The 16,156-nt window shown below is 34.2% G+C and carries 18 protein-coding genes; 10 read left to right on the forward strand and 8 right to left on the reverse strand.

All coding sequences use genetic code 11. The features are described from left to right. Positions 1–5 precede the first annotated feature (5 nt). From DMB65_RS04710 to DMB65_RS04750, 9 genes are read left to right on the forward strand one after another with little or no spacing between them, the layout of a single operon-like run. The gene (locus tag DMB65_RS04710; RefSeq protein WP_110305523.1) at positions 6–392 is read left to right on the forward strand and encodes a DoxX family protein; all 387 of its coding nucleotides are present in this window, start codon (positions 6–8) and stop codon (positions 390–392) included. 2 nt (positions 393–394) lie between these two features. Beyond that, positions 395–883 carry a DinB family protein gene (locus DMB65_RS04715; RefSeq protein WP_110305524.1) on the forward strand — a complete coding sequence of 163 codons (489 nt, stop codon included), beginning with the start codon at positions 395–397 and terminating at the stop codon, positions 881–883. Continuing rightward, a complete protein-coding gene (locus DMB65_RS04720) occupies positions 871–1,581 on the forward strand; it encodes an NRDE family protein (protein ID WP_110305525.1) in 711 nt (236 codons plus the stop codon). Before DMB65_RS04715 ends, DMB65_RS04720 begins: the two co-directional genes overlap by 13 nt. A gap of 11 nt (positions 1,582–1,592) precedes the next feature. Then, positions 1,593–2,627 carry a D-alanine--D-alanine ligase gene (locus DMB65_RS04725; RefSeq protein WP_110305526.1) on the forward strand — a complete coding sequence of 345 codons (1,035 nt, stop codon included), beginning with the start codon at positions 1,593–1,595 and terminating at the stop codon, positions 2,625–2,627. A 3-nt stretch (positions 2,628–2,630) separates the two neighbouring features. Further along, positions 2,631–3,290 (forward strand): hypothetical protein, encoded by a 660-nt coding sequence (locus DMB65_RS04730; RefSeq protein WP_110305527.1) that lies wholly within the window; start codon positions 2,631–2,633, stop codon positions 3,288–3,290. Between the two features lie 21 nt (positions 3,291–3,311). Then, the gene (locus tag DMB65_RS04735) at positions 3,312–4,256 is read left to right on the forward strand and encodes a M20/M25/M40 family metallo-hydrolase (RefSeq protein WP_110305528.1); all 945 of its coding nucleotides are present in this window, start codon (positions 3,312–3,314) and stop codon (positions 4,254–4,256) included. 36 nt (positions 4,257–4,292) lie between these two features. After that, complete coding sequence (locus DMB65_RS04740) at positions 4,293–4,970, forward strand: SDR family NAD(P)-dependent oxidoreductase (RefSeq protein WP_110305529.1); 678 nt, start codon at positions 4,293–4,295, stop codon at positions 4,968–4,970. Positions 4,971–4,997: 27 nt separating this feature from the next. Then, the gene (locus DMB65_RS04745; RefSeq protein ID WP_110305530.1) at positions 4,998–5,363 is read left to right on the forward strand and encodes a four helix bundle protein; all 366 of its coding nucleotides are present in this window, start codon (positions 4,998–5,000) and stop codon (positions 5,361–5,363) included. A 15-nt stretch (positions 5,364–5,378) separates the two neighbouring features. Beyond that, entirely contained in the window at positions 5,379–5,987 is a 609-nt protein-coding gene (locus tag DMB65_RS04750; RefSeq protein WP_110305531.1) for a SprT-like domain-containing protein, read from the forward strand. 84 nt (positions 5,988–6,071) lie between these two features. On the opposite strand, the gene DMB65_RS04755 is transcribed toward DMB65_RS04750, so the two are convergent. The 8 genes from DMB65_RS04755 to gcvP all read right to left on the reverse strand — a co-directional run bounded on the left by DMB65_RS04755 (position 6,072) and on the right by gcvP (position 15,024). After that, positions 6,072–6,833 (reverse strand): ABC transporter ATP-binding protein, encoded by a 762-nt coding sequence (locus tag DMB65_RS04755; RefSeq protein ID WP_110305532.1) that lies wholly within the window; start codon positions 6,831–6,833, stop codon positions 6,072–6,074. Continuing rightward, positions 6,833–7,579: an MlaE family ABC transporter permease gene (locus DMB65_RS04760; protein ID WP_110305533.1), complete on the reverse strand. Its 747-nt coding sequence runs from the start codon at positions 7,577–7,579 to the stop codon at positions 6,833–6,835. Before DMB65_RS04760 ends, DMB65_RS04755 begins: the two co-directional genes overlap by 1 nt. 77 nt (positions 7,580–7,656) lie before the next feature. Further along, a complete protein-coding gene (locus DMB65_RS04765; RefSeq protein WP_110305703.1) occupies positions 7,657–8,505 on the reverse strand; it encodes a glycosyltransferase in 849 nt (282 codons plus the stop codon). Positions 8,506–8,632: 127 nt separating this feature from the next. Beyond that, on the reverse strand, positions 8,633–9,154 hold the full coding sequence (locus DMB65_RS04770) for a methyltransferase domain-containing protein (RefSeq protein ID WP_110305534.1): 522 nt from the start codon (positions 9,152–9,154) through the stop codon (positions 8,633–8,635). A 200-nt stretch (positions 9,155–9,354) separates the two neighbouring features. Beyond that, entirely contained in the window at positions 9,355–10,413 is a 1,059-nt protein-coding gene (locus tag DMB65_RS04775) for a 3-oxoacyl-ACP synthase III family protein (RefSeq protein ID WP_110305535.1), read from the reverse strand. A gap of 304 nt (positions 10,414–10,717) precedes the next feature. Next, positions 10,718–11,365, reverse strand: a complete 648-nt coding sequence (locus DMB65_RS04780; protein ID WP_123955267.1) for a hypothetical protein — start codon at positions 11,363–11,365, stop codon at positions 10,718–10,720. A 7-nt stretch (positions 11,366–11,372) separates the two neighbouring features. Beyond that, positions 11,373–11,912, reverse strand: coding sequence for a hypothetical protein (locus tag DMB65_RS04785; protein ID WP_110305537.1), 540 nt, complete (start codon positions 11,910–11,912; stop codon positions 11,373–11,375). Positions 11,913–12,174: 262 nt separating this feature from the next. Then, entirely contained in the window at positions 12,175–15,024 is a 2,850-nt protein-coding gene (gcvP, locus tag DMB65_RS04790; RefSeq protein WP_110305538.1) for an aminomethyl-transferring glycine dehydrogenase, read from the reverse strand. Between the two features lie 219 nt (positions 15,025–15,243). Between gcvP and DMB65_RS04795 the strand changes: the two genes are divergently transcribed. Then, entirely contained in the window at positions 15,244–16,056 is an 813-nt protein-coding gene (locus DMB65_RS04795; RefSeq protein ID WP_110305539.1) for a UbiA prenyltransferase family protein, read from the forward strand. The last annotated feature ends 100 nt before the right edge of the window (positions 16,057–16,156 follow it).

Consider the following 16,156-nt stretch of genomic DNA (forward strand, 5'->3'; position numbering starts at 1 on the left):
ACGGTATGAAAACAACACAAATAAGCTGGATTTTGCGGTTACTTGCTTCGGTAATTTTATTACAGACATTGTATTTTAAATTTACCGCTGCTTTAGAGAGCGTTTATATTTTTCGTAGCTTAGGTATAGAACCATATGGGAGAATAGGCTCCGGAATAGCAGAACTGATTGTTGTGATCTTAATTTTAATACCTAAAACCACATGGCTGGGAGCTTTAGGCGGGTGTGGCGTTATGATTGGTGCGATACTTTCGCATTTATTTGTTTTAGGAATTGAAGTTCAGAGCGATGGAGGACTGCTTTTTTTTCTGGCTGTCATTACATTCTTATGCTGTCTGATATTACTTTATAGGGATAGAAATATAATTATTAATCTTTTAAAAATGAAATAATTATGCTGCTGAAATCAATAAACCAAAGTTTAGATGAATTGGTGAATTTGTTAGATCAGTTGTCTGATGAATCTTACTCAAAATCTTGTAAGGCCTTAACCAATTCCAGTATTGGCGAACATACACGACATATTCTTGAAATGTTTCAATGCCTTGAAAAAAGTTACGATTTTGGAGTTTTAAATTATGATAACCGGGATCGCAATAAGCGTATTGAAACCGAAACACAGTTTGCAAAACAATGTATTTGTGATGTGAAGGCCAGTTTAAAGAAAGAAAACAAAATAGTATTTTTAGATCAAATGATCGATGGACTTACGTTTAGGATTCAAAGTAACTACTACAGGGAACTTTTGTATAACTTAGAACATTGTATTCATCATCAGGCCTTAATAAAAGTGGCTCTTTTGCAATATGAAAATATTGAATTAAATGAAAATTTTGGTGTGGCACGATCTACAATAGAATATAAAAAACAATGTGTACAGTAAGTTTTATAAATAGCAATAATACTGTAATAATCACCTCAAATAGAGATGAGAAAATAGTACGTCCAGGTGCTGTTCCGCCTAAAAATTACATTTGCAACGGCAAAAACATCCTGTATCCCAAAGATCCAAAAGCCGGCGGGACGTGGTTTGCTGTTGACGCAAACGGAACTATTCTGGTGCTTTTAAATGGCGGTATCGAAAAACATAAAGCTCAGTTTTCGTATAGAAAAAGCCGGGGTCTCATTGCTTTAGATATTATTTGCAGTGATTCTCCTAAAGATTTCTGGAAACAAATCAATCTTGAAGATATCGAACCATTTACGCTGGTTTTATATCAGGACAAAAAACTGTATGAACTTATTTGGGATGGCTTCATTAAAAGAGATTCCCAATTAAATGAAAATCAAAATCATATCTGGTCTTCTGTAACTTTATATTCAGAGGAGATTAGAAAAAAACGCTCCGGCTGGTTTGTGAATTTCTTAAAAGAAAAAAATGAGATTACAGCTTTGGATATGCTTGTTTTTCATCGAAATACCGAAGGAGATGATGCTGAAAACGGCTTAATTATCAACAGAGAGAATACTTTAAAAACATTAAGTATCTCCCAAGTTATTGTAGACAAGAACAAGAGTGTTATTGATTACCATGATTTAGTTAACGAAAAGGAGTTTTCTACTGCTTTTATTAGTATTTAATACCCTATCAGATGAAATTGTTTTTCCATAAAATTGCAAATTGGGAGTATTGGCCCTTTCAGGTTCTCTACGTTCCGATTTATTTTCTTTGGGCCTATTATGCGCTTAAAGCAAGATCAGTTTTTTTCTTTAATGCCTCAAATCCGAAAATTAAAAACGGAGGATTTCTGATGGAAAGCAAAAAGCAGATTTATGATTTGCTTCCAAAAAAATATTATCCAAAAACTATTTTAATTAAGGAAAACAGCCAGTTGGAGACGATTATTGATGAGCTTGCTCAGAAAGGGATTTGTTTTCCATTAATCGCAAAACCGGATATTGGTTTACGGGGCTCAGGAGTTAAAAAAATCGATACTGTTTCTGAACTTAAAAAATATAATGAAAGGGCCAATTTTGATTTTTTGCTTCAGGATATCATTCCGTTTAAAAATGAAGTTGGTGTTTTCTATGTGCGGCATCCAGACGAAAATGAAGGCAGAATTACCGGAATTGTTTACAAAGAATTCCTGATTGTTATTGGTGATGGCGTTTTGACTATTGAAGATTTAATTCGTAAAACGCCCAGATTTAAGCTACAGCTGCGAGCATTGCAAAAAGAATATGGAGATTTATTACAACGGACTCTTGCAAAAGGAGAAGAATTGAATTTAGTTCCGTTTGGCAATCATGCACGGGGTGCAAAATTTATTGACGTAAGCCACTGGATTACACCAAAATTAACCGAAACAATTAATAAAATCTGCTCACAGATTCCAGAGTTTTACTTCGGAAGATTTGATATTATGTACAACTCTTTTGAAGAATTAGAAAGAGGTGAAAACTTTCAGATTGTAGAATTAAACGGGGCTGCAAGTGAACCAACACATATATACGATTCTAAGCATTCTGTATGGTTTGCGTGGAAAGAACTGGCGCGACACATTACGTACCTCTACGAAATAAGTGCAGCTAATTATAAAAGAGGGTTTCCTTATTTAGAACACAAAGCGGGTATGAATCAATACCGCTTGCATTTGGCTCAAAACAACAAAATTTTAAATTTTTAAGGAATGTTTAAAAAGGCTCAAAATATAGCTGTAGGATTTGTGGTGAGCTTTATTGGGTCGATTCCTTTAGGGTATCTTAATTTAGCCGGATTAGAAATTTATTCAAAGTCAGGACTTCCTAATTTAGTTTTCTTTTTACTTGGAGTTGTTTTTATAGAAACGTTTGTCATTTATTTTACGCTGCTTTTTGCCGGACAATTAGTAAAGAATAAAAAAGTGATAAAAGCACTTGATTTTTTTGCCGTTTTTTTTATGTTTATTTTGGCGTATTTCTTTTATTTTAATTCCGCTTCACCTTCACGATTAAATAGTAATTTGAGTTCGTATTTAATGTATCCTCCATTTGTAATTGGAGTAGTTTTGAACTGTTTTAATTTTTTACAGTTGCCTTTTTGGACAAGCTGGAATTTATATTTAGTGAATGAGAGCTATATTGCAACCGAAAAAAAGTTAAAATATTATTATATTGCAGGCACTTTGATGGGCATTTTTTTAGGAATGTTAAGTCTGATCCTGGCATTGCATATTATTCTTCAAAAAACAAATCACTTATCAAAGTATATAATGCCTGTATTTATTCCACTCTTTTTTGTTTTATTAGGGAGCATTCAGGTGTTTAAGGTGTATAAAAAATATTTTAAACCAACTGCTTCAGCGTTTTAGCTTTGAAGCTAAAATTCTGCTATGAAAAAACGATACTTTCTTTTACCATTTGTTTTATTGGCTTGTAAATCCAATATAAAAACTGTTAGTGAAAAAACTTATAATGTCGAACAAACAGACGTTTCAGATTTTTTAAAATATCTTTCTTCGGATGAACTGGAAGGAAGGGAAACAGGAACCCGGGGTATTGAAAAAGCGGCAGTTTTTCTGGAAGATTTTTTAAAGAAAAACAATGTAAAACCTTATTTTTCGTCTTATCGCGATACGCTTACTAATTTTGAAACAACGGCTTATAATATTGTAGGTGTTTTAGAAGGAACCGATCCTGAACTCAAAAAAGAATTTGTGGTTTTGAGTGCGCATTATGATCATATTGGTGTGCTTAAAAACAAGCAGGGTGATATGATTAATAACGGAGCAAATGATGATGCTTCCGGAGTAACTGTTGTTGCAGAAATGGCTAAATATTTTGCTCAGACGAAATTGAATAAACGAAGTGTTCTTATTGTGTTTTTTGCAGGTGAAGAAAAAGGACTATTGGGATCTAAGAGTTTGGTTCAAAAACTTAAAAAACAAGATTTTAATTTATACACACAATTAAATATCGAAATGGTTGGCGTACCAATGAAACGCGATTACCAGGCTTATATTACAGGTTTTGATAAGTCCAATATGGCCGGGAGAATTAATCAGTACACAGGAAAGAATACAATTGGTTTCCTGCCAAAAGAAGCCGAATATGAACTTTTTTATCGTTCTGATAATTATTCGTTTTATGATGTTTTCAAAAAGCCCTGTCAGTCTATAAGTACTTTTGATTTTGAGAATTTTGATTTTTATCATCATCCGTCAGATGAATTTCAGGTGATGGATATTCTGCATATCACGAAATTTATTCAGGAATTTTTACCTGCTGTGACTCAAATTGCAACAACTCCAACACAGGAAATTACGATGACAAAATAAAGATTCTTTTTTGATAGATTTGATTATTTTTGTGACATGAAAAATATTATTATTACAGGAACTTCAAGAGGAATTGGTTATGAACTGGCTTTACAGTTCGCAAATGCAGGACATAATGTGTTAGCGATTTCCAGAAAAATTCCACAGGCTCTTTTAGAACACCAAAATGTTACCTGCCTTTCGGTTGATCTCGCAGATGAATCACAACTCGATATTGTAAGCGATTTTCTTTCTTCAACCTGGAAAAAAGTAGATGCTGTGGTGCATAACGCAGGCGCTTTGTTGCTGAAACCTTTTGCAGAAACCACTCAGGCCGATTTTGAAAGTATTTATAAAGTGAATGTTTTTGCTGTAGCCAATCTTACACGTATCTGTTTGCCCTATCTTCAGAAAGGGAGTCACGTCGTAACCATCAGTTCGATTGGCGGTGTGCGCGGAAGTTTAAAGTTTGCAGGTTTGGCTGCCTACAGTTCAAGCAAAGGAGCTGTAATTACGTTAACCGAATTATTAGCGGAAGAATATAAAGAAAAAGGAATTTCTTTTAATGTTTTGGCTCTTGGTTCTGTCCAGACCGAAATGCTTAACGAAGCCTTTCCGGGGTATCAGGCACCCATTTCTGCAGAGGGAATGGCCACTTATATTTTTGATTTTACATTAAACGGTAATAAATATTTTAATGGGAAAGTATTGGAAGTTTCATCGACTAATCCTTAACTAATTATAAATTATGAGTTCTGAATTATGAGTGAAAGTATTGTAAAAACTAAAAGTTTTCAATTAGCTGTAAGAGGGGTTAATTTTTATAAACATTTAGTTTCTGAAAAAAAGGAGTTTGTAATGAGCAAGCAATTTTTGCGTTCTATTACTTCCGTTGGCGCAAATGTTCGTGAAGCTGTCAATGCTCAGAGCAAAGCTGATTTCATTCATAAATTATCAATTGCCCAAAAAGAGTGTGATGAATCTATGTATTGGCTTGAAATCTTAAAAGAAACGGATTATATTTCTCTAGCAGAGTTTGATTCCATACATCAACAATGTAATGAGGTGCTAAAAATAATTAGAAGCATTATAATTACGTCCAAAAAAAAACTTATAACTCATAATTAATAATTTATAACTATTGTGAGCGAAACTTTAGCAAAATATATTCCGGAACATGCCGTAAAGCCCGTTTTCGATTTGATCGTTGCCAATCAGGTGCATCTTAAAATCGTAAACGAACGCCAGACGCGTCATGGTGATTACAGGAGAGGACCAAGCGGCAAGCATGAAATAACAGTCAATGCTAGTTTAAATAAATATCGATTTTTGATTACGCTGATTCATGAAATTGCACATTTAGTAGCTTTTGAAAAGTTTGGACGGAATATTAAGCCCCATGGGAATGAATGGAAATTGACATTTCAGCGTTTGATGGTACCATTTATAAGACCGGAAATATTCCCGGCTCAAATTTTGCCTTTGTTAGCAAGACATTTTAAAAATCCGTCGGCAAGCAGTGATACAGACACAACATTGTCGTTGGCTTTGAAGCAGTATGATGCACAAAACGACAAAAATTATGTTTTCGAGCTTCCGTACGGAAGTGTTTTTAGAATTAAAAACGGAAAAATATTCAGGAAAATAGCTGTTCGGACAAAACGTTTTGAATGTCTGGAAATTAGTTCCGGGAAATTGTATCTTTTTAATCCGAATGCTGAGGTGGAATTGATAAATCAAAAATTTCAATAATTATTATTAAAATCCAATAAAAAAAAACCAAATTCTAACTTTTAAATTGGAATTTGGATTTTTTATTTTGATATTTAAAAGGATTTATCCTTTCAAATATGCCTCTCTGACTTTTTTAAACAAGTTCGAAGAGTAAACAAATTTTACAATATCCTTGTTCTCAGTCCTGAAAATTTCTTCTTTGGTTCCTTGCCATGCTTTTAGCCCTTTTTTCAGAAAAACAATATTTTGACCGATTTCCATAACTGAATTCATGTCGTGTGTATTAATTACAGTTGTAATATTATACTCTTCAGTAATTTCCTGAATCAGGTTGTCAATCAAAGTTGAGGTATTTGGATCTAACCCTGAGTTGGGCTCATCACAAAATAAATATTTTGGATTGTTAACAATAGCACGGGCAATCGCAACACGTTTCTGCATTCCTCCGGAAATTTCTGAAGGTAATTTTTTATGTGCATCGACTAGATTTACTCTTTCAAGAACAAAATCAACTCTTTCTTTTATTTTAGCACGATCGTCACTGGTAAACATTCTTAGAGGAAAAGCCACATTTTCAGCAACAGTCATCGAATCGAATAAGGCACTTCCCTGAAAAACCATTCCGATTTCAGTTCTTAATTCGCGTTTTTCATCTTTATCTAAATCAGAATACACTCTGCCATCAAATTCAATCGTTCCTGAATCTGGGGCATGTATTCCAAGCAATGTTTTTAATAAAACGGTCTTTCCTGATCCACTTTGTCCGATGATTAGGTTGGTTTTACCGGATTCAAAAACGGTAGAAATCCCTTTTAAAACTTTACTGTCACCAAATGATTTTTCTATATTTTTTACTTCTATCATTATCCTAATAATAATTGGGTTAATATATAATTAAAAAGAATGATACAAACCGATGTCCATACAAATGATACCGTACTGGCTTTACCTACTTCAAGTGCTCCCCCTTTCATATAATACCCATGAAAAGAAGGAATGGTAGCCAGTAACATGGCAAAAATTAAAGTTTTGATGAAAGCGTAGGTAATATGAAAAGGTATAAACTCCCATTGAGCTCCGGAAATAAAGTCCTGGCTTGTCGAAAAACCACCATAAGCAGAAGCAAGCCATCCGCCAAAAATACCCAGAAACATACTAATTCCAATTACGAAAGGATACATTAGTAAAGCAATTATTTTTGGAAAAACAAGATAGTTTAAGGAGTTAACTCCCATCACTTCAAGGGCATCAATTTGTTCTGTAACACGCATAGTGCCAATGCTGGAAGTAATATATGACCCCATTTTTCCGGCCATAATTACCGAAATAAAAGTAGGAGCAAATTCCAGAATTACCGATTGACGTGTTGCAAAACCAATTAAATATTTAGGAATTAACGGATTGGTTAAATTTAAAGCAGTCTGAATGGCTACAACTCCTCCGATAAAGAAAGATATAAAGCAGACAATTCCAAGAGAGTCAATAATCAGGTCGTCGATTTCTTTTAAAATTAAACTTTTCATTACAGGCCATTTGGTCTGTTTATTGAAAATTTCTTTTAGCATTAAAAAATATTTTCCTACCTGGGATAAATAACGAATTAACATCATAGTTTTACAAATATTGGCTAAATTAAGGATTAGTTTACAGTTAATAGTTTCAGTTTGCAGTTTTTTAAGTTTTACAACTAAAAAAGCTTCTGTTTCATTTTCTGAAAACGATAATTTCTAATAAATTTAGCCTGTTCAGGTGTAACTAATAGTGGAGTTTTCGCCTTTTTAGCTTTCAAAAAACCTTTTATATAATCAAAAAATAAGAATGGTTTTTTCTTCATCATGGCTAGTTTTGCAGATGCAATTGCCGTAATCAAAAAACCGTATCCTAACGTATAAAAAGCTTCTCCTTGTTTATAACGTGCTGTTTTGTTATAATTGGCACCTGTAGGTTTCAGGTGTTTTACATGTAAGGACTGATCTGTGACGATTTTCCAGTCATAGAACTTACAAAGCAATTCGTCAACTGTATCCCAGCCCATTGCAGGTCGCAAACCGTCTATTTGTTGAAATGTTTCTTTTCGGTATGCTTTTAAGGCTCCGCGAATATGATCTTTATCGGTCAGGTTTTCTAAAATCCAGTCGCCGTTTTTTTCGATGTAACAGAATCCGCCTGCCATTCCAACTTTTGAATCGGCCTCAAAATGTTTGATTATAGTTTCGAAATAATTAGGAGGAAAAATTAAATCGCCGTCTATTTTTACAATAATATCATAATTAGAGTCCAAAGTTTCATAACCTTTCTGAAACGCCTGAATTACTTTGCTTCCCGGCATGTGAATTGTGTCAGAAGTTTTGTTTACAATTGAAATGTATGAGTTTTCTTTGGAGAAACTCAGGACAACTTCTTCTGTTTTGTCAGTAGAGTTATCATTGACAACTACCACTTTTGAAGGTAAAACAGTTTGCGAAACTAAAGATTGAAGGGTCAGACCAATTAAATCCTGTTCGTTGTGTGCGGGAATGACGATATAGTATTTCATTTTAAATTCCAATTTTTTAAATTCCAAATTCCAACGATTTGAAAATAAATTCCAATTTTTTAAATTCCAAATTCCAATTCGAACTGATTTTCAAATTGGAATTTGTGATTCTTTTGGAATTTAAAATTTATGCTTTCTCAGCATATACGATGTAATATCTATTTGTAAAACTTCTTAGAAAAGGTCTTAATCCAAATTTTTTAACGGGGTTGGTCCATTTTTGTCTGTCGATAATTTTCCAGCCGGTTTTTTCTAAAAGCCAGTCCAGCTGCCAGTCTTCAAATTCGTGGTAATGCCTGTCCCACATATCGGTTTTAGAGCGATAAGCCGGAGAGAACCACAAACGCATCGGAATTGAAATTAACAGCTTGTCTGATTTTATTTCGTTTAATATCGTAAAGGGATTCAATAAATGTTCGAAAATTTCGAAAGCTGTTACGACATCAGAATTGGCGTTTTTTAAAGAATCCTGATTCAGATCCAAATCTTCTCCAGTCGTGTTATTTACAGTATATCCGGCTTCTTTCATGATTTTCGAAAACGGATTTTCAACACCTAGATCAAGGATCGTTTCAGAGGTTTTTATATGTTTTTGTAAAAATTCTAAGGTAAGTCTGAATCTTTTATTGGGAAACGTTTTTTCGTACATAGTCATTGCGAGGAACGAAGCAATCTCTCGTTCTTGATTTTATATTAGGTCGCAAATATACAAAGTTATCTTCTTTTTTGTGTTTTTTAATTGGGCGGAAAATAAAAAGTCCACATTTAAAATGCGGACTTTTTAGTAATCATTATTCAGTCTCGGTTTTCAGATCAGCTAAACTGTAATCTGAATACTGAGACTGAAAACTAATATCTATAAACAAAGGCATTAATGTTCATTCCTGCTCCAACTGAAGCAAAAATAACCACATCTCCTTTATTGATTTCATGATTTTCTATTTTGCCCTGAATTAACAGGTCGAATAAGGTTGGAACGGTGGCAACGCTGCTGTTTCCTAAATCGTGAATGCTCATGGGCATAATGTTTTTTGGAGCAGTTCTGTCGTATAATTTATAGAAACGATCGATTATGGCTTCGTCCATTTTTTCGTTTGCCTGATGGATTAGGATTTTTTTAACCTCATCAATTGCAATTCCGCTTTTATCCAGACAGTCTTTCATAGCATTTGGAACATTGCTTAATGCAAATTCGTAAATTTTGCGCCCGTACATTTTGATGTATTTGATATCGGGATCCAGATCCGGATTGTATGATTTTCCGAAGAAAAGGAAGTTGGCTTCATCATTTGCAAAAGTAGCACTTTCGTAAGATAATAATCCGGCTTCATCGTTTGAGGCTTCTAAGATTGAAGCTCCGGCACCATCAGAATAAATCATTGAATCGCGGTCATGATCGTCAACTACTCTGGATAAGGTTTCGGCACCAATTACCAAAACTCTTTTTGCCATTCCGGATTTTATGAACGCATTGGCCTGCAATACGCCTTCTATCCAGCCCGGACAACCAAAGAGAATATCGTAAGCCACACATTTTGGGTTTTTGATATCGAGTTTGTTTTTGACACGGGTAGCTAAACTCGGAATCATATCTGACTGATTTGTTCCGGTTTTTACGTCGCCAAAGTTATGAGCAAAAATGATATAATCTAAAGTTTCTTTATCAATATTAGCGTTTTGGATTGCTTTTTCTGCTGCGTAAAAAGCAAGGTCAGACGATGTATGGTTGTCTTCTGCATAACGACGGTTTTCGATTCCGGTAATGCCTTTGAATTTTTTAATAACTACTTCGTTCGGATATCCAAAAGGAGTTCCATCTTCATTTAAAAAAACATGTTTATCAAAATCCGTATTCTTAACTTCTTTTTGCGGAATGTAACTTCCGATACCTATTATCTTTATTTTCATTAGTCCCTTTTCCTATAAATTCTAGGCTAATTTATAAATAAATATGTTATTACAGGGATAAAAATTACTATGCGTGCATATAATTATGAAATAGTAATTTTTTAAGTAATAAAATGATTATTTTTTAATGATTTTTTAATTTTACAGAGATTTCAAACGATTGAAATTTAGATTTATTATTTTTTAAAATAAAAAGAGGCTGTTCAAAAAGTAGAACCCTGAAAAATATTAATAATTTCAGGGTTTTAATTATCTAGTAAATGAAAAGATGATATTTTTTTGAATTTTAAAAACGTGTTTAAGATCATGATTTCTTTTTTAAACTAAAGTAATAGTTAAGTCCAATGCCTATTACAGTTTCTGTGTTAAATGTTTTATCATGTTTTAATTTATTTAGTGCTTTCCCTAGATCAACATTATTTAAATAAATATTTAATGCTAATGACTGTGATCCATTATCTGAAAGGGCTGTCACATACCCTATCCCAATTCCAAAAGAATGTTGGCTACTTGAAGCTTTTTCTTTTTCTTCAAGCGGCTGCGATAAATTAGCCGGATTTCTTTTGAAAGTAGTTCCTTTAGCGTAAATGTCTGAATAGGTATATTTAGGAAGAATCTGGATATAACCAGAGCCGTCTGGATTCTTATTGCCAAGAATGATTTTGGGGCTGAAACTGTAATTTATAACAGATGCTTTTCTGGAATATTCAGATATAACAAGTCCAATGTCATTACGATTCGTGACGTTTTGAAGAACTCCGTACATAAAATTAATTTCTATTTCTGGCATTAGATAGTATAAAGCTCTATACTCAGCTCCAGCTTTTAGATCTCCAATAACTGATTTATCAAAATCTGTGTGAATATAAGCTGAAACTCCAACAAAAGGCCTGATTTTTTGAGCGAAAGAGCTTATGGAAATTACAAAGAAAAGACCTATAATTTTTTTCATTTTTTTATTATTTACCAATAACCCAGCCTAATGTAAAATTTATTACCGGAACAAAGCTGGCTGTTCTTTCATTGGTTCCAAAATTATAGCCTGTGCCTGTAATTAAGCTAATATTTATTCCGCTTTTGTACGTTCGTTGCAGTCCCCATACTGTTCCTAAGGTTAATCCATCATAGACACTTACATAGTCTGAATTATTGATTGGTTTGAAATAGTAACTTCCGCTTAATGCTATGAAATTCGCAGAATTATTTTTAGTGTTTCTGCTTTTTGAATTTCTCTTTTCAAAATTATAATAGTATCTGTACTGCGGTCTTATGTAAGGTGTAGCCAAAATCTTGGTTCCTGAATTACTATCATAAGCAAAACCGGTACTTAGGTTTAAGTCGGTTGATAGGGTTGTAGATTCTGTTAATCTTTTTTCATAAGTTAAGCCAGGAGATATTATATTAACTTTGAACTGATTATTTTCTAAAGTATTACTTGTTTTCTGTGCATTTAAACTTGTAAAAGACAGTATTATGGTGGTACATATATATTTTATCATTTTAATTTATTTTAAAACCAAGCCAAAACTGGCTTGGTTTTGATTCTCTTTTATTGGTTTCAGTTTGGGTTTTAAAACCTCTAATTTATTACAGAACTTTAGTAATGCAAAAAAATCTAATCTTTAATTTTTAATAACAATAAACAGTTTTCAGAATTAAATTACTTTTGGTTTCTTGTCAAACAAACGAGGCTGTCCTAAAAAAGAACCCCGACAGGTTTTTAAAACGTGTCGGGGTTGGATATGTTTTAAGAAACTAACTTTAGTTTTCCATATATGCTTCAATAGGAGCACAAGAACAAACTAAGTTTCTGTCACCATAAGCATCATCAACACGACGAACAGATGGCCAGAATTTATTTTCAGCGATATAATCTAACGGGTAAGCTGCTTTTTCTCTGGTGTATGGAAAATCCCAGGTATCTGTAGTTAACATTGCTAATGTGTGTGGTGCATTTTTCAATACGTTATTTTTGTCGTCAGCAGTTGCCGCTTCAATTTCTTTTCTAATGGCAATAAGAGCATCACAGAAACGGTCTAATTCGGCTAAATCTTCAGATTCTGTAGGTTCGATCATAAGTGTTCCTGCAACCGGGAAAGAAACTGTTGGCGCGTGGAAACCGTAATCCATTAAACGTTTTGCGATATCACCCACTTCGATTCCGTTTTCTTTGAAGGAACGGCAGTCTAAAATCATTTCGTGAGCCGCTCTTCCACATTCTCCAGTATAAAGAATAGGATAATGTCCTTCGAAACGGGATTTCATATAATTGGCATTCAAAATAGCATGTTCGGTAGCACTTTTTAATCCCTCAGCTCCCATCATGGTGATGTATCCGTAAGAAATCAAACAAACCAAAGCTGATCCGTAAGGTGCAGATGAAATGGCTGTAATCGCTTGTTCACTGCCTACATTAAGGATTGGGTTTGTTGGTAAAAACGGTACCAGTTTTTCGTTCACACAAATTGGTCCAACACCTGGTCCGCCGCCACCGTGAGGAATAGCAAAAGTTTTGTGTAAGTTTAAGTGACAAACGTCAGCACCAATAGTGGCAGGATTTGTTAATCCAACTTGCGCGTTCATATTAGCACCGTCCATATAAACTAATCCGCCGTTTTCGTGGATTAATTTTGTAATATCAATAATAGTAGATTCATAAACTCCGTGAGTAGAAGGATACGTTACCATTAAACAAGACAAATCGTCTTTGTGTTCAATCGCTTTTTCTCTTAAATCTTCAACGTCTATATTTCCTTCCGGAGTGGTTTTGGTAACGATGATTTTCATTCCGGCCATCGCTGCAGAAGCCGGGTTGGTCCCGTGTGCAGATGAAGGGATTAAACATACATTACGATGCCCTTCGTTTCGTGATAAGTGATAAGCACGAATCGCCATTAAACCAGCATATTCTCCCTGAGCACCAGAGTTAGGCTGTAATGTTGTACCTGAAAAACCAGTAATTACATTTAATTGTTCCTCTAATTTTTTAAGCATTGTGATGTAACCTTCTGCCTGTTCAATTGGGGCAAATGGGTGAATGCTGTTCCAGTTTGGCATAGACAACGGCAACATTTCTGAAGCGGCGTTTAGTTTCATGGTACAAGAGCCTAATGAGATCATAGAATGGTTCAATGATAAATCTTTACGCTCTAATTTTTTGATGTAACGCATCAACTGACTTTCAGAATGATGGTTGTTGAAAACATCATGTGTTAAAAAAGAGGAAGTTCTTTCTAATGAAGCAGGTAATTGACTCGCTTCAGTTAACTCAGAAACCGTTAAAGTTTCTTTTTCTAAAGCTTCAGCAAAAATGCTAATAATCTGATTGATGTCGGCAATTGAAGTGGTTTCGTTTAATGAAATCGAAATTGTATCGGCATCAGCATAAAAGAAATTCACTTCGTTTCTTTCTGCAACAGTTTTTACTTTTTGAGCATCGGCTTTTACTAAAATAGTGTCGAAGAAAGCGGTGTTGGTTTGGTAAACGCCTAATTTATTTAAAGCGTCAGCAGTAGTAACTGCCGATGCGTGCACTTTATTTGCTATATATTTTAAACCTTTTGGGCCGTGATAAACAGCGTACATTCCGGCCATAACGGCTAATAAGACCTGAGCTGTACAAATATTTGAAGTTGCTTTTTCGCGTTTGATGTGCTGTTCACGGGTTCCTAAAGCCATACGTAAAGCACGGTTTCCGTTTGTATCAACAGATACTCCAATGATACGTCCCGGCATAGATCTTTTGTATTCATCTTTAGTTGCAAAATAGGCAGCGTGAGGCCCTCCATATCCCATTGGAACACCAAAACGTTGCGTAGTTCCAACCACAACAGCAGCTCCCATTTCTCCCGGAGAAGTTAAGGTAGCTAAGGACAAGATGTCTGCTGCAACAGCTACTTTGATTTCGTTGTCTTTTGCTTTAGCGATAAAAGCAGCATAATCATTTACTTGCCCGTATTTTCCAGGGTATTGCAGAATAGCCCCGAAAAATTCGTTTGAGAAATCAAATGTTTCGTGATTCCCAACTACCAATTCAATTCCGATTGGAGTAGAACGGGTTTGAAGTACAGATAAAGTTTGTGGTAATATTTCTTCAGAAACGAAGAATTTGTTTACATTGTTTTTCTTTTGGTCGCGTGTACGAACGTCAAATAATAACGCCATCGCTTCGGCAGCAGCCGTTCCTTCGTCAAGCAACGAAGCATTTGCAATTTCCATCCCCGTCAATTCGATAATGGTAGTCTGGAAATTTAAAATAGCTTCCAGACGTCCCTGGGCAATTTCAGCCTGATAAGGGGTATATGCTGTGTACCATCCCGGATTTTCGAAAATATTTCTTTGAATTGGGGCAGGTACAATAGTTGGATGGTATCCTAAACCGATATATGATTTGAAAACTTTATTTTTTTTGCCTAATTCCATGATGTGAGCAGCATACTCATATTCGGTCATGGCAGGATCAAGGGTTAAATCATTTTTTAAACGAATTCCGTCCGGAAATGTTTCATAAAGTAATTGATCCATATTAGTAACACCAATTGTTTTGAACATGTGTTCAAGGTCATTTTTACTTGGGCCAATGTGTCTTAAAGCAAAAGCATCTGTTCTCATTTGTAACTGTCTGTTTTTTTAAAGAGAAATGTAATTTGCAAAGTATAATTCAGATTAATCTTGCGTTATACAAGGTTTATTACATTTTATAGTAAATGTGTTGTTTTTTGTGGCGCAAAATTAAGTATTATTAATAATTTAATGGGTATTTTTAACTTCAATTTTTATGAATTTTTCAACCAAAGAGTTGATTTATTAACAATTGATTAGATTTGAAACATGAAACCACTAAAACAAATATTTGATTTTTACCTCAATAGCAGTATTCATGTGGCTTTGTCCTGTTATGCATTGGTACGGATTACTTTTCATGTGTTTCATATTCAGTATGATGAACCCATGGCTTTGTTTGTTTTTTTCGGAACAATTGTGGGGTATAATTTTGTTAAATATGATGCGTTGGTTCGGGTGAAGAAAAATCCGATTAGAAGTCAGCTGAAAATTATTGCTGTTTTGAGTTTTGTTTCGGTGATTTTGGTTGGTTATTATTTTTTTCAATTGAAACAGATTACCCAAATTGTATCTATAGGAATATTTGCCATAACGGCGCTTTATACACTTCCTTTTTTTCCAAATAAAAAAAATGCCAGAAACTGGGCTGGCGTAAAAATTTATATTGTAGCACTTTGCTGGGTAGGGGTAACTTTGGTTTTACCTCTAATAAATGCCGAAATTCTGTTCACTACTGATTTTTTTATAAAATGTATCCAGCGATTTATTCTCGTTTTTGTACTGATTCTGGTTTTTGAAATTATTGATTTAGCGAATGATGATCCGCATTTACAAACCGTTCCGCAGACAATCGGAGTAAAAAAAACGAAACTTTTGGGACTCTTGTTACTGATTCCGTTTTGGTTTCTGGAGTTTTGTATTTCAACATGTAATTATCGTGATCTCTACATCAATTTTCTTATGGTTGGAATGTTGATATCATTTATATTGTTTGCGAATTCAAAACGCTCTAAATATTATACTTCTTTTTGGGTCGAAAGCGTGCCGGTACTTTGGTGGCTGATGATTGTTTTTTTGTGATTCTAAGAGTATTCTGTCTGTCTTATGACAAGGAATCTTTTTTTTGTGGCATTTTTTCTTTTGTATTTAAGTTCCTGCTATAGCTTTGACTTTAGAAATA

The organism is Flavobacterium cheongpyeongense, assembly GCF_003202435.1.
Classification (GTDB): Bacteria; Bacteroidota; Bacteroidia; order Flavobacteriales; family Flavobacteriaceae; genus Flavobacterium; species Flavobacterium cheongpyeongense.